A 15,161-nucleotide genomic window follows, 5' to 3' on the forward strand; every position below is an offset into this window, starting at 1 on the left:
ATGAAAAGGCTATTGCTGAAATAAACAAATATTATACAGCAACAGGTGAGATTGAAGCTAAACTTCAGCCGGGAACTACCCCTGCCAATCCGAAGTTGGTTGAACTTCGTAATCGGGCTTTACAACAGCTTGATCAAATCGCCCAGACAATTGGGACAATGAATGGTTTGATTGCTGGTTTTTCAGAAGCTTCTCAACAAGTTAAAGCGGTTAATTCTAATATTCAGACCACCCTTCAGCTTCCAGGAGCTGTAGATGAGGATCATGCCAATCTTCTATTAATGTCAGGAATACTGAAACAACTCGAAGGAACTATTTCTCAAATATTAAGTATTATCAATACGAATACTCAACGGCAAAATGAATGGTTGACGGCAGAGCGTGTTCGGTTTGCAACTCTTTCTTCTGCTATTGATAAAGGGCGACTTGCTTTACCCTTACAAGGTTTGGCAATAGAGTCTGCATTTCCCAATCCAGAGTCTCTTCCTGAATTCAATTCTCATAAAAAAGCGCACCCTCACCACAAACATTCGCAAAAGCATCCTTCTCGCTCTTTAAAATCGGCACATGGAACGTCGCAACCGAAAGATATACTCCCTTCAGAGAACCAGGCATTACATCCTGAGCCTTTACAGCCCTCTGCTCAGTCTTCTGAAAAAGCAGTTGCTCAACCTCCCGTGAAAAAAGAACTCAAATCAAAAGCCGACTCGTTACCCCCTTTGCCTCAGCCAACACCCCTCCCAGAGTCTTCTTCTAAGGAAGCAGCTCCTTCACCATCAGTTGCTCCAAGTGCTCATGAGGATAAGCCCCTTCCTAAAGTAACTGTTCCTTCCCGTCCAAAGGTTCAACCTTTACCTGAAGAAGAGACACTTCCTTTAGGAGAAGAAAAAAAGACACCCCTTCCTTTACAGAATCAAGAAAAAAATGAAGCTGTGTCTTCCGGTGATGCAGCCGTTATTAATAACCGATCCCCCTTAGGGGTTTTAGAACCTAACCAAGATGCGAGAACCCAAAAGTGGACCCTTTTCTCAGCAGCAAAAAGAGGACTTAAGAAACCAACGGATATCATTGAAATTATAAGTGTTGGTGAAGTAGGAAAAGGGCAAGATGTTAAAAATCTTCTTGTGGAAATGGGCATAAACCCAGAACAAGTTCAAGTTCTCTCGATAAAAGCTGAAGAAGGTCAAACAGGTAAGGTTTTTATTTTTAGTAAGTAATAAGAATTATTCTTCTTAATTTCTTTTAACCTTAAGAAAAGCTTAAAAAAACTGATATAATTTTTTGCCCTTCAAGTTTTGGGTGCGTCCGCTTTTGGAATTCGTTCTCTGTCAAAGTAAAATATCTAAGATTTTAGCTAAAAAAACCTAACTACAAAACTTTAAAGGAATTTTTCTATCTTTTAAAATTTTTAAATATCGCATAACCTATTTGAAACATAAAAAAATAATACACATAACAGGAGGAAATTTATGATGAATTCATATGCATCCGCATGTCTAAAAAAAGGTAAAACTTACTCTGCTTTGGGAGGAGTCGCTCTTATAGCCATATTAAGCTCTACTTCTTGGCTGCACGCCTTAAAATCTCCGGAAGAGATAGAAGAGGCCAATCACGTGCGTTGCTTATGGCATCTGGATGAAAAAGCGCAGCGTGAAGCAGCCTTAGAAACTCTTAAGAAAAGGGCGCTCACGGGAAAATGGCAAGCTCACTTAAGGTATCTTAAAAAAGTAGCCGAATTTTTAAAGGAAGATCCTTCTTACCGTCCTGTAACTGCGGAAAGTCCTACAGGAGCTTCTCAAAGTGATGAAAGCCCTACGACTTTCTTTGAAAGCCTTCACACCCAAGCCCTAAGCAATTTATCTTCTTCTGATCTCTCTCCTCTTGAAAAGGATTTTGAGAGCATTCGGCTTAATTTCTTTCATGATCGCGTCAAAAAGCGTTTGTCGGGAGAAACAGAGGGACCCGTAGGTGAGGATTTAATTTCTTCCTTAAGAGCTCTTCAGTCAACGCCTGGTATAAACAAGGGACTTCTTCTTAGAGTTCGTTTTTTTCAAAACTATTATCTCAGTAATAAACCAGACAAAGATAAGTTAGAAGAGATTGCTGATACAGCAATAGATACGGCGAGCACATCTGAGAGCCATGAGGAAAGAATGTCTCTTCGACGTCTTACATCTAGAATTCATTTCAAGCTCGCTGAATCCGTGCCCTTTGATATTGATTCTCAAAAAAGACAATCACGAAGACAAAATTATTTCCGTAGATCCGCAAGGTTTGGTAATGGCCTTGCAAAATTCCACCTCGCAGAAATTTATAATAATGAGACATCAGGCTTTTATGATGCTCAAGCTGCTTTTGAATTGTATGTAGATTCAGCAAATGAGGGTTGTTCCCTTGCCTCCCATAAACTTGCAAGCTTTTTTGAAAGTGGAAATGAAAAACTTCATATTTCACAAGATCAAGAAAAAGCTCTAGAATGGCACAGAAGGGCCGCCAAAACCCATCCTTTCTCCCAATATATATTAGGAAAGCACCTTTTAGAGCAAGGACAAGCAGAAAATGTTGAGGAAGGATTACATCTTGTCCGTCAATCGGCTGAACATCGCTATTCTTCTGCCCAGCTCCTTTTAGGGCAATATTACAAGGAAGGTCAATTTGTTGATCAGGATTCCGATTTAGCTTTTCAATGGCTCAATAACGCCGCTGAACAAAATGAAATTCCGGCTTATTATCCAACAGCCTATGCCCTTGAAAAGGGTATCGGAACAACCGTTGATTATGAAAAAGCCCTTAAATTCTATAAATTAGCCGCTAAATATGATGATCCTAATGCTCTGCTAAGGCTTGGAAAACTTTTCCTTAAAGGTCGAGGGTTGGAAAGGCCAAGTGAAGCTATGGCCCTTTCCTATTTTCAACAAGCTTCCCAACATGGGAGTATGGCTGGCCGGTATCATTTAGGAATGATGCATCTTTTAGGCCAGGGAGTGGAGAAACCAGATCCTGATCTAGCTTTTACTCTCTTGAAGGAAGCCGCTGATGAAGGCCATGAAAAAGCCTCAGAAAAGGTAGGCGTCTTAAGTCAATTTGGATTAGGAACAACTCAAAACTTTGAAGAAATTCGAAAAGCCTATGAAAAATCCAACACAGCAAATTCTCTTTATCACCTTGGGTGGCTTCACAAGCGAGGCTTAGGGGTTGAGCAAGATTCCCTCCAAGCCCTTTCTTTGTGGGAAAAGGCTGCTGATTTAGGGAATCCTTTTGCAGCTTACAGAGCCGGTAAAGCCCACTTAAAAATGTGGAAAGAAGGAGAAAATGATGAGGATGAACAAAAAGCTTATCAGTACTTAAGCCAAGCCAGCGAATCCATGCCAGATGCTATGTACCTCTTAGGGTATCTCCAGAAAAAAGGAATTGGGTGTGATGAAGATGCAATTCTTGCGATGGAATCCTACAAAAAAGCCGCAGAGAGAGGGCATGCGAAGGCTCAATTTAAAGTGGGGCAATATGTAGAAGAGAGTGCAGACGAAGGATGGGAATCTGAATCCTTTAGCTGGTATGAGAAAGCCGCACTTCAGGGTCATCAAAAAGCACAATCAGCGAGATTTCGTTTTCATTTTGAAGGTATTGGTTGTTCTAGCGATATAGATCTAGCTTTTAACAGCTTTGGAAGTGATGAAAACCAAATAAATCCTTCTAAACTTAATGCTCTTAAACAACTTATTAGAGAAAGAAGGCATGAGCAATCTCTAAAATTCATTGAGCAAAAAGCCGACAAAGATAACATTCCAGCCCTTCTTTTTATGGCAAAAATAACGGAAGAAGGAACTCTTGTGCCTCAAGATACGTCAAAGGCAATCTCTCTCTATCAGAGAGCGTGGGAAAAAGGCAATCGCTCAGCTTATTTGAGGCTAAAAGATCTCGAGCAGAGCCATGTGTTAAAAACTTTAGGAATAGAAATTAATTTATAAGGGAGAGGTAAAAATGAATCATTTACTTAAAAAATTCTTTGTCGGTACAGCCATCACGGGGAGTCTTTTCTCCCTTTGGAATCCCCCTAGCTTTGCTATGGGAGATGATTTAGAGCCAGTCCAACATCAAAAAAGATCAGCAGGTAAAAGTAAAGGGAATCAAGAAGCTGATTTTTCAAGGGTTGGAAAAACCTTTGCAAGTTCTGGTTATAAGTTGTCCTCCCTCACCTCCCAAGATTTCAGTGTCTTAGCAAGGGGAGCTCAGTCAGGACGTTTAGCTTCTTTACGACATATCGGTCGTTTTATTTCTACACCAAGAGAAGAAGGCGATACATGGAACCCCATGATTGTTGAGATCCTTCAGCAGCTTAATCATAAAAAAGATCCTTCCAAACCCTCTATCTTAGAGAAAAGCTTACAGTATCATTTAAGAACCAGCATGGGATCTAGCAGCTATTCTGGAGCCTCAAGCTCAACTCAAACAACAGATGAAGACGCAGTGGAAATTACGCTCCATCCTCTAGAGGCACGCACCTATCTCGATTACCTCTCCTTTTTAGAACAAGAGGGGGCTACAAGGGCCCTCCTTGAGGAAGAAGAGCAGCAGAGGATTGAAGAAGCCCTTCTCCGACAACATTTTGAAGAAGAGGAAGAAATAAAGCGTCTTGCCCAACTTCGCTTAGAAGAAGAACTTGCGGAGATGAGAAGAGAAGCAAGCCTAAATCTTGAAAAGGAGTTAGCTGAGACAAGGGCTGCTCATGAAGAGGAAGGGGAGCGGCAAGCAGCAGAAGCAAAAGCAAACCTTGATGCGGAAATAGTGGCCTTAAGGAAAGCAAGAACCGAAACAGTTGATGCAGAAATAGCCGAGTTAGAGAGAGAAAAAACGACTGCACTTGATACTGAAATTGCAGATCTTAGAAAAACAAGAACAGCAACGGTTGATGCGGAAATAGCAGAGTTAGAGAAAACGAGAACGACAGCTTTTGAAGAAGAGATGGTAAGTCTAAGGGCAGAGAGAGAAGCCGCTCTTGAGCAAGAAGTCGCTGCCGAAAAAATCGCTAAAACAGCAACGGTTGATGCGGAAATAGCAGAGTTAGAGAAAACGAAAACGACAGCTTTTGAAGAAGAGATGGCAGGTTTAAGGGCAGAGAGAGAAGCCGCTCTTGAGCAAGAAGTCGCTGCCGAAAAGATCGCTAAAACAGCAGCCCTTGATGCTGAGATTGCGGACCTCAGAGCCGTTGGAACTGCAGCACTCGAGCAAGAAATCACAGCCAAGAGACAAGCTGTGGAAGAAGAGATTGCTGCTCAAAAGACTGCAAAGACTACAGCTCTTGAACGAGAGATTACGGATCTGAAGGCCACCAGGGAGGCAAGTCTTGAACAAGAGATAGCTTCTGAAAAGACAGCAAAGGCGGCAGCTCTTGAGCAAGAAATCGCTGCCGAAAAAATCGCTAAAGCAGCAACTCTTGATACTGAAATTGCAGACCTTAAAGCCGCTAGAGCTGCAGCACTCGAGCAAGAGATCACAGCGAAGAGACAAGCCGTGGAAGAGGAGATAGCTTCTCAAAAGACAGCGAAAGTGGCAGCTCTTGAGCAAGAGATGCTAGCTGAAAAGACCACTAAAGCAGCAGCGCTTGATGCTGAGATTGCAAACCTTAAAACCGCTAGAGCTGCAGCACTTGAGCAAGAGATGGCAGCTGAAAAGGCAGTGAAAGTTGCAGCTATTGAACAAGAGATGGCAACTCTAAAGGCAACGAATACCGCAATTACTGAGCAAGAGATTGCCGCCCAAAAGACGGCGAAGATAGTTGCCCTTGAGCAAGAGATGGAAGCTAAAAAGACAGAGAAAGTAACAGCTCTTGACCAAGAGATTGCCGCTCAAAAAACAGAGAGGATAGCAGCGCTTGATCGAGATATTGCAGCTCTGAAAACAAATAAAACTGTAGATCTTGATACCGAGATCGCAAACCTGAGAAAAACCAAGACTGCAACTCTTGATACTGAGATTGTAGCTCTGAGAACAAGCAAAACTGCAGATCTTGACAAAGACATTGTAGCTCTGAGAACAAGTAAAATCGCGGTGCTTGATAAGGAGATTACTGATCTTAGAACAAGCAAAACTGCAACTCTTGATACTGAGATTGCAGACCTTAGAACGACGAGGACTGCAGCTCTTACAGCAACTCTTGATACTGAGATTGCAGACCTCAGAACAACGAGGACAGCAGCTCTTACAGCAACTCTTGATACTGAGATTGCAGACCTCAGAACAACGAGGACAGCAGCCCTTGATACTGAGATCGCAACTCTCAGAACAACGAGGACTACAGATCTTGACAGAGATATTGCAGCTCTTAGAATAACGAAAACCGCAGCGCTTGATAAAGAAATCACGGATCAAAAAGCAGTTAAAGAAGCAGCTCTTGTTAAAGAGATCGCTGACCAAAGAACTGCTAAAGAAGCAGCACTTGCTAAAGAGATCGCAGACCAAAGAACTACTAAAGAAGCGGCATTAACAAAAGAAATCGCGGATCAAAAAGCAATTAAAGAAGCCGCTCTTGCTAAAGAGATCGCAGATCAAAGAACTGCTAAGCAAGCGGTATTGACTAAAGAAATCGCGGATCAAAAAGCAATTAAAGAAGCCGCTCTTGCTAAAGAGATCACAGACCAGAGAACTGCTAAGCAAGCGGCATTGACTAAAGAAATCGCGGATCAAAAAGCAGCGAAAACAGCAGAGCTTGATCGAGTGATCGCCGCTCAAAGAATAGAGAAGACAGCGGCTCTTGACCGAGAGGTTGAAGGGCTCAGACCAGCTAAAGTTGCAGCTCTTGATAAAGAGGTTGCAGGACTCAGACCAGGTAAAGTTGCGGCTCTTGATAAAGAGGTTGCAGGACTCAGACCAGGTAAAGTTGCGGCTCTTGATAAAGAGGTTGCAGGACTCAGACCAGCTAAAGTTGCAGCTCTTGATAAAGAGGTTGCTGGACTTAGACCAGGTAAAGTTGCAGCTCTTGACCGAGAGATTGCAGATTTAAAAACAAGTAAAACAGCAACACTTAATACTGAGATGACTACTCTCAAGACAACGAGAACGGCTGCTATTAATGCTGAGCTTGCCGTTTATGTAGATAGAGTAAAGAAAGAGGAAAGGGAAAAAGCAAGGGGAGAAGCTCAACGTCAAATTACAACGAAAGCCGTTGAAATTGATCGTAAGGAATACAAGCAACTGAGAAAAGAAGGAAGTACCCCTACAAGAAAGGTCGCCAATCCAGGTGTAACCTATTATACAAGACTCAAAGGAGATCCAAGAAGCCATACCACTACCTTTGCAGACTATAAAGCTCGACTACGAAAAGGTAAACCTTCACACATAAAATACACGTATACTTATTTTAAGATCACCTTATAGAGGTGTAAATGTTAATAAGGTAAATCCCTCCTCCTTCAAGGAAAGAGAGCTTTTCTGGGGAGGAGAGAATTACCCATAAAAAAGGAGAACGACCGAATAGTAAAAAGACAGATCTTTGTATTAAAAATCATCAACCATGTTGTTGAAAGGATCCTGAGCTCGCCACGTTGTGGCTCCTCAGGATGACAAATGTTTGTATTTAATATAAAAAAAATAAGAAAGTGTCATCCTGAGACCCCGAGTGATACGAGGGGGACTCAGGATCTTTTAAAATGCTTTAAAGAAAAACTAAAATGTGTCAAATTAAGAGATAAGCAAAATATAATTTGGAGAGGTTAAAGAAATGATCAAAAAAGAAAAAGAATGTCTATACTTCTCGTACTTGAAAATGTCGCATTTGAATTATATAGGTTGTCATTCCCGTCCTCGCGAAGGCGGGGAACACGGGAACCCAAGAAATGACTGGATCCCCGCTTGCGCGGGGATGACATTGTTTTCATGTCGAATAGATATATCAAGGAAAACCCAGTGCTAAAAAAACTCGCAGCTATTTTTCTATTTTCTTTTATTGTCTCCTCTTCTGTTGAGGGGCAGGTACATCGTACGCACCCGCAGACCTCTTCAGTAAAGAAGACGACAACAAGGAACCTCTCCCCAACAAAAAATCTTGCATCACAAAAAAAGAAACAAGTCGTTGTGCAAAAAAGGCCCCAACGTCCTTTGGTTGCGAAGCGGCCTCAAACACCTCGAGCTTTAACCACAAAACGAGCCTCAACTCGAACAGCAACCATAACGCAAAGAAGATCTCAGAAAACAACGTCTGTTAGTAAAAGACAAGTTGTCGCTAAGAAAACCTCTTCACAATCCGTTGTGAGAGCAAAACCCCAGGCTAAGCAAACCAGTCTTCAAAGAAAGAGAACTGCATCCATAAAGACAGTCTCTAACATAAGATCAAGACAAACTGCAAATCCTAAAGCTCAGCTTCACCCTCAACAGAAAACTTCCGTAATTCAGAAGAGACAGTCCTCTCAACCGGCGCTTAAGGGCAATCCTCCTAGACAAACTCCCTTAGCCACAAAAACGCCTGTTAATCGAACATCTGCAAATCGAAATGCCCCCAGAAAAACAGATTATTTGTCTCTTTTGCCTTACCACAATCGAGAAAATGCAAAAGCAGGGGGACTTGATAAGCTTTTAGCGAGAGATATGAGCGGTCAAGGAAAAACCCTTGCCGTGATTGAATTCTCAGGGGAATGGAAGGTCTTAAAAGAGGCAATGAATGGTAAGGCTGGCTTTTTACCTCCCCAGCTTAAAGCCAACTATAAAGCAAACTTTTTAACTCCCATTGGGGGCCCTGGGTTACACCCAGAAGAAAAAAATGATTGGTTGCGTAATAGAGAGGGCAGCCCTTATCATGGATCTTCCGTATCTTCTGTTGTTTTAGATTTGGCTCCTCAAGCTAAGATCCTTCCTGTAAGTACGTATCTTTGTCGCCATACAGATCAGTTTTATGATACGGCAGATGCTTTGATGGATCTCTCGCGACGACCGGATGTCAATGTTATTAATATATCAAGTGGTTATACGAATTTAAAAATAGAATCTATAACGCAAATAAAAAATGGTATTGAAGAGCGCTTAATTAAAACGATATATCGACCAAAATTATTGGAAGCCTTTAAAGCAGTAACCAAGGCGGGAAAGGTGGTTGTAATCGCAGCGGGCAATGAGGGTAAAAATGTCGACATTCCGGATTTTGTAAAAGCTGAAGAAAATCTAAACAGAGAAGAGTTAGTTGGCCATCTGATGCAAGAGCTGGATGCTGAAACACGGCAATCTATTGTTTTGGCAGGAAGTTATGATCGAATGACCAATACAATTGCTTGCTATTCAAATAAGCCTGGTTCCCTCAAAAATGCGCAAGACGCTTTTCTTTTTGCTCCTGGGAACCATGTGACAAATTTTTCTAAGAAGGATGATGTGGCTATAGGGACTTCTTTTGCAGCTCCTTATATCTGCGCAGCTATAGCCAACCTGGCTTCCAAACGGAACATTACGCCGAAAAGAGCCGTTCAAGCCCTAAAGGAGACAGCTGACAAACGTCCTGATGTTAGAACCTATGGCCGCGGGATTATTCGGGCCGATAAGGCGTTAGAATACCTGGAGCGGGCTTATTAAGGAAAGAAAAGTGTTCACCTCTAAAAAACCAATTGTCATGCTGAACTTGTTTCAGCATCACTTAGGAAGATCCCGAAACAAGTTCGGGATGACATCTTGTATGAAAGGGTTTTTTAGAGATACTCAACTCTTGGAGACCACATTATTAAAAACCCTCGCGGCTATTTTTCTGCTTTCTTTCGTCGCCTCCTCTTCTGTTGAAGGGCGGGTTTATTCTCATATACGCCCGCAGACCTCTTCAGTAAAGAAGACGACAACAAAACCTGCTCCAACAAGAAATCTCTCATCCCAAAGAAAAAAACAAGTTGTAGCTCAAAAAAGGCCCCCACGTCCTTTAGCTGCAAAACAAGTTCAGACACGACGAGCTTTAACCACAAAACGAGCCTCAACTCGAACAGCAACCATAACGCAAAGAAGATCTCAGAAAACAACGTCTGTTAGTAAAAGACAAGTTGTCGCTAAGAAAACCTCTTCACAATCCGTTGTGAGAGCAAAACCCCAGGCTAAGCAAACCAGTCTTCAAAGAAAGAGAACTGCATCCATAAAGACAGTCTCTAACATAAGATCAAGACAAACTGCAAATCCTAAAGCTCAGCTTCAACCCCAACAAAAAACTTCCCTAGCTCAAAAAAGACAGTCCTCTCAACCGGCGCTTAAAGGCAATCCTCCTAGACAAATTCCCCTAGCCAAAAAAACATCTGCAAATCGAACACCTATCAATCGAAATATTCCCAAAAAAACAGACTATTTGTCTCTTTTGCCTTTCCATAATCGAGAAAATGCAAAAGCAGGAGGACTTGATAAGCTTTTAGCAAGAGATATGAATGGGGGGGGACAAATCGTAGCCGTGATTGAACTTTCAGGAGAGTGGCAGCCCTTAAAAGAGGCAATGAATGGTAAGACAGGCTTTTTACCTCCCCAGCTTAAAGCCAACTATAAAACAAATTTCCTAACCCCCATTGGGGGGGAGGGCTTGCACCCAGAAGAAAAAAATGATTGGTTGCGTGATAAAAATCGTATTTGCGGAGGGAGTCCCTATCATGGATCTTCCGTATCCTCTGTTATTCTGGACTTTGCCCCTCAAGCTAAGGTTCTTCCCGTAAGTACTTACAATACTTATGGATCTTCTCAATTTTATGATATAGCGGATGCTTTGATGGTCCTATCCCAAAGGTCTGATGTTGGTGTTATTAACATGTCTAGTGGATACACAAACTATAATTTAACTACACGAAATGAGCGTAAAAAAGATGGTTCTGAAAACCGTTTAATTAAACGTATATATCCTCCAAGATTAATAGAGGCCTTTAAAGCTGTAGCCAAAGCAGGAAAGGTGGTTGTGATAGCAACAGGCAATGAAGGAGAAACTATTGATGTTCCTCAATTTCGACCTTCGGGACAAGGGGGGGGGGGCAAGAGCTTTCTGGATACCTTATGCAAGAGCTGGATGCTGAAACACGGCAATCTATTGTTTTGGCAGGAAGCTGTGATCCGGATACCCGTACAATCACCTCCTATTCAAACAAGCCTGGTTCCCTCAAAAATGCGCAAGACGCTTTTCTTTTTGCCCCTGGGAATCATGTGACAAATTTTGCTAAGAAGGATGATGTGGCTGTGGGGACTTCTTTTGCGGCTCCTTATATCTGTGCGGCCATCGCTAACCTTGCCTCCAAGCGGAACATCACGCCGAAAAGAGCCGTTCAAGCCCTAAAAGAAACAGCTGAAAGACGCCCTGATGTCAGAACCTATGGCCGCGGGATTATTCGGGCTGATAAGGCGTTAGAATACCTGGAGCGGGCTTATTAAGGAAAGAAAAGTGTTCACCTCTAAAAAACCAATTGTCATGCTGAACTTGTTTCAGCATCACTTAGGAAGATCCCGAAACAAGTTCGGGATGACATTGTTCTCATGTCGAATAGATCTATCAAGGAAAACCCAGTGCTAAAAAAACCCTTAAAAACCCTCGCGGCTATTTTTATGTTTTCTTTCATCGTTTCATCTTCTCTTGAAGGACGAGTTCACGCACGACCACAGTCTTCTTCAGTAAAGAAGAAGACTCCAACAGGACTTGTGCTAACAAAAAATCTCTCATCACAAAAAAAGAAACAAGTCGTTGTGCAAAAAAGGCCCCAACGTCCTTTGGTTGCGAAACGGCCTCAAGCGAGGAAAACTTTAGCTGCAAAACGACCTCCAACCCGAAAGTTAGCAGCAACACAGAAAGCGCCTCAGACAACAACACGTGTCAATAAAAGGCAGGTTGCAGCTAAGAAAACTCCCCCACGAACCGTTGTAAGAGCTAGGTCTCAGGCCAATCAAACCGCCCTTCAAAGAAAGAGGAATTTACCCACAAAGACAACTCCTAATAGAAGACCAAGACAAACTGCAAATCCTAAAGCTCAGCTTCAACCCCAACAGAAAACTTCCCTAGCTCAAAAAAGACAGTCCTCTCAACCGGCGTTTAAAGGCAATCCTCCTAGACAAACTCCCTTAGTCACAAAAACGCCTGTTAATCGAACATCTGCAAATCGAAATACTCCCAGAAAAACAGACTATTTGTCTCTTTTGCCTTTCCACAATCGAGAAAATGCAAAAGCAGGAGGGCTTGATAAGCTTTTAGCAAAAGATATGAATGGGGGGGGACAAACCGTAGCCGTGATTGAACTTTCTGGTGAATGGAAGCCCTTAAAAGAAGCAATGAATGGTAAGGCTGGCTTTTTATCTCCCCAGCTTAAAGCTAACTATAAAGCAAACTTCCTAACCCCCATTGGAGGTCCTGACTTACATCCAGAAGAAAAAAATGATTGGTTGCGTGATAGAGATCGTATTGACGGAGGAGATAGTTCCTATCATGGATCTTCTGTCTCTTCTGTTATTTTAGATTTTGTCCCTCAAGCCAAAATTCTTCCCGTAAGTACCTATCTTTGTCGTCATACAGATCGGTTTTATGATACGGCGGATGCCTTAATGGATTTATCTCGAAGGTCAGATGTCAGTATTATTAACATGTCAAGTGGGTATACAAAGTCTACAAGTTATCTTAAAACTGAGTATAAGCCAGATGGCACCGAAATTGATTTATTTAAACGCATTTATAATCCAAAATTAGCAGAAGCCTTTAAAGCTATAGCTAAAGCAGGAAAGGTGGTCGTAATTGCAGCAGGCAACGAAGGAAAGCCCATTGATACTCCTCAATTTTGGCCCTCAGGGAAAAGAGGAGTAAAAGAATTAGTAGGACAGCTTATGCAAGAGCTGGATGCTGGAACACGCCAATCTATTATTGTAGTGGGGAGCTGTGATCCAGATACTCGTACAATCACTCCCTATTCAAACAAGCCTGGCTTACTTAAAAATATACAAGAGTCTTTTCTCTTAGCACCGGGAAACCATGTGACAAATTTTGCTAAGAAAGATGATATGGCTATAGGAACTTCCTTTGCAGCCCCTTATGTCTGTGCGGCCATCGCTAACCTTGCCTCCAAGCGGAACATCACGCCGAAAAGAGCTGTTCAAGCTTTAAAGGAGACAGCTGAAAGACGACCCGATGTCCGAACCTATGGCCGCGGCATTATCCGGGCCGACAAGGCGTTAGAATACCTGGAACGGGCTTATTAAGGAAAGAAAAGTGTTCACCTCTAAAAAACCAATTGTCATGCTGAACTTGTTTCAGCATCACTTAGGAAGATCCCGAAACAAGTTCGGGATGACATTGTTTTCATGTCGAATAGATATATCAAGGAAAACCCAGTGGTAAAAAAACTCTTAAAAACCCTCGTAGCTATTTTTATGTTTTCTTTTATTGTCTCCTCTTCTGTTGAAGGGCGGATTTATTCTCATGCACGCCCACAGACCTCTTCAGTAAAGAAGAAGCCTCCAACAAAACCTGCTCCAACAAGAAGTCTCTCTTCCCAAAGAAAAAAACAAGTCATCGCACAGAAAAGGCCACAACGCCCTCTTGTTGCGAAACAACCGCAGGCGCAACGAGCTTTAATCACAAAACGAGCCTCAGCCCGAAAAGTAACCACAGCACAGAAAGCGCCTCAAAAAACAACACCTGTCAATAAAAGACAGGTTGTTGCCAAGAAAACCTCTTCACGAACTGCTGTAAGAGCGAAACCTCAGGTCAAGCGAGCTGCACTTCAAAGAAACAAGACTTCAGGAGTAAAGACAACTCCTACTATAAGACCAAGACAAACTGTAAATCCTAAAGCTCAGCTTCAACCCCAACAAAAAACTTCCCTAGTTCAAAAAAGACAGTCCTCTCAACCGGCGCTTAAAGGCAATCCTCCTAGACAAACTCCCTTAGCCACAAAAACGCCTGTCAATCGAAATTCTGCAAATCGAAACGTTCCTAGAAAAACAGATTATTTGTCTCTTTTGCCTTACCACAACCAAAACAATGCAAAAGCAGGGGGACTTGATAAACTTTTAGCAAGGGATATGAAGGGGGGGGGACAAACCGTAGCCGTAATTGAACTTTCTGGTGAATGGCAGCCCTTAAAAGAGGCAATGAATGGCAAGAATGGATTTTTACCTCCCCAGCTTAAAACCAACTACAAAGCAAATTTCCTAACCCCCATTGGGGGGGGGGCTTGCATCCAGAAGAAAAAAATGATTGGTTGCGTGACAAAAATCGTATTTGTGGAGGGAGTCCCTATCACGGATCTTCTGTATCCTCTGTTATTTTGGACTTTGCTCCTCAAGCCAAAGTCCTTCCTGTAAGTACTTACAATACTTATGGATCTTCTCAATTTTATGATATGGAAAAGGCCTTAACAGAGTTGTCTCAAAGGTCAGAGGTGGGCATTATTAACATGTCGAGCGGATATACAAATTTTGATGTAATTCGGAGAAATGTCCGAAAAACAAATGGTAAGGAAGAGAAGTTAATTAAAATCATCCATCCTCCAAAACTAATAGAGGCCTTTAAAGCTGTAGTCAAAGCAGGGAAGGTGGTTGTGATAGGAGCGGGTAATGAAGGGAAAACCATTGATGTTCCCCAATTTCGCCCTTCGGGACAAGGGGATATATGGAAAGAATTAGCTGGACAACTTATGCAAGAACTGGATGTTGAAACGCGACAATCTATTGTTGTGGCAGGAAGTTATGATCGGATGACTAATGCAATTGCTTCCTACTCAAATAAGGCTGGCTGTCTTAAAAATGTGCAAGACGCTTTTCTTTTAGCCCCTGGAAACCATGTGACAAATTTTGCTAAAAATGATGATCTGGCGGTGGGGACTTCCTTTGCAGCTCCTTATATCTGTGCGGCCATCGCTAATCTTGCTTCAAAACGGAACATTACGCCGAAAAAAGCCGTTCAAGCCTTAAAGGAGACAGCTGAAAGACGCCCTGATGTCCGAACCTATGGCCGCGGGATTATTCGGGCCGATAAGGCGTTAGAACTTTTGGAACGCCAATAGGGGAATAAAAAATTGTTTAACACACAAATTTTTTCATCGTCATTGCGAGCCCGTCCTCGCGAAGGCGGAGAACACGGGAACCCAAGAAATGACTGGATCCCCGCCTACGCGGGGATAATGGTATGGACCTGCCTTCGAAGGTCATATTAAATGACCTATGTACGGCATCTAGGTGCCATGTAAACATAC

Annotated in this window: 9 protein-coding genes; all 9 read left to right on the forward strand. The window is 42.4% G+C overall.

Annotated elements, in window-relative coordinates:
• On the forward strand, positions 1-1,217 hold a 1,217-nt coding region (locus K2Y18_10000; protein ID MBX9806061.1), incomplete at its 5' end, for a hypothetical protein.
• A 252-nt stretch (positions 1,218-1,469) separates the two neighbouring features.
• A complete protein-coding gene (locus K2Y18_10005) occupies positions 1,470-3,968 on the forward strand; it encodes a sel1 repeat family protein (GenBank protein ID MBX9806062.1) in 2,499 nt (832 codons plus the stop codon).
• A gap of 13 nt (positions 3,969-3,981) precedes the next feature.
• Entirely contained in the window at positions 3,982-7,374 is a 3,393-nt protein-coding gene (locus tag K2Y18_10010) for a hypothetical protein (GenBank protein ID MBX9806063.1), read from the forward strand.
• A gap of 528 nt (positions 7,375-7,902) precedes the next feature.
• The gene (locus tag K2Y18_10015; protein MBX9806064.1) at positions 7,903-9,552 is read left to right on the forward strand and encodes a S8 family serine peptidase; all 1,650 of its coding nucleotides are present in this window, start codon (positions 7,903-7,905) and stop codon (positions 9,550-9,552) included.
• A 10-nt stretch (positions 9,553-9,562) separates the two neighbouring features.
• On the forward strand, positions 9,563-11,137 hold the full coding sequence (locus K2Y18_10020) for a S8 family serine peptidase (protein ID MBX9806065.1): 1,575 nt from the start codon (positions 9,563-9,565) through the stop codon (positions 11,135-11,137).
• Positions 11,026-11,358 carry a S8 family serine peptidase gene (locus K2Y18_10025; GenBank protein ID MBX9806066.1) on the forward strand — a complete coding sequence of 111 codons (333 nt, stop codon included), beginning with the start codon at positions 11,026-11,028 and terminating at the stop codon, positions 11,356-11,358. The genes K2Y18_10020 and K2Y18_10025 overlap by 112 nt, the downstream gene beginning before the upstream one ends.
• Before the next feature lie 132 nt (positions 11,359-11,490).
• Positions 11,491-13,164, forward strand: coding sequence for a S8 family serine peptidase (locus K2Y18_10030; protein MBX9806067.1), 1,674 nt, complete (start codon positions 11,491-11,493; stop codon positions 13,162-13,164).
• Positions 13,165-13,296: 132 nt separating this feature from the next.
• A complete protein-coding gene (locus K2Y18_10035) occupies positions 13,297-14,271 on the forward strand; it encodes a hypothetical protein (protein ID MBX9806068.1) in 975 nt (324 codons plus the stop codon).
• Positions 14,235-14,972 (forward strand): S8 family serine peptidase, encoded by a 738-nt coding sequence (locus K2Y18_10040; GenBank protein ID MBX9806069.1) that lies wholly within the window; start codon positions 14,235-14,237, stop codon positions 14,970-14,972. Before K2Y18_10035 ends, K2Y18_10040 begins: the two co-directional genes overlap by 37 nt.
• Positions 14,973-15,161 lie beyond the last annotated feature (189 nt).

The sequence above is a fragment of the Alphaproteobacteria bacterium genome, from assembly GCA_019746225.1.
Lineage (GTDB): Bacteria > Pseudomonadota > Alphaproteobacteria > Paracaedibacterales > VGCI01 > VGCI01.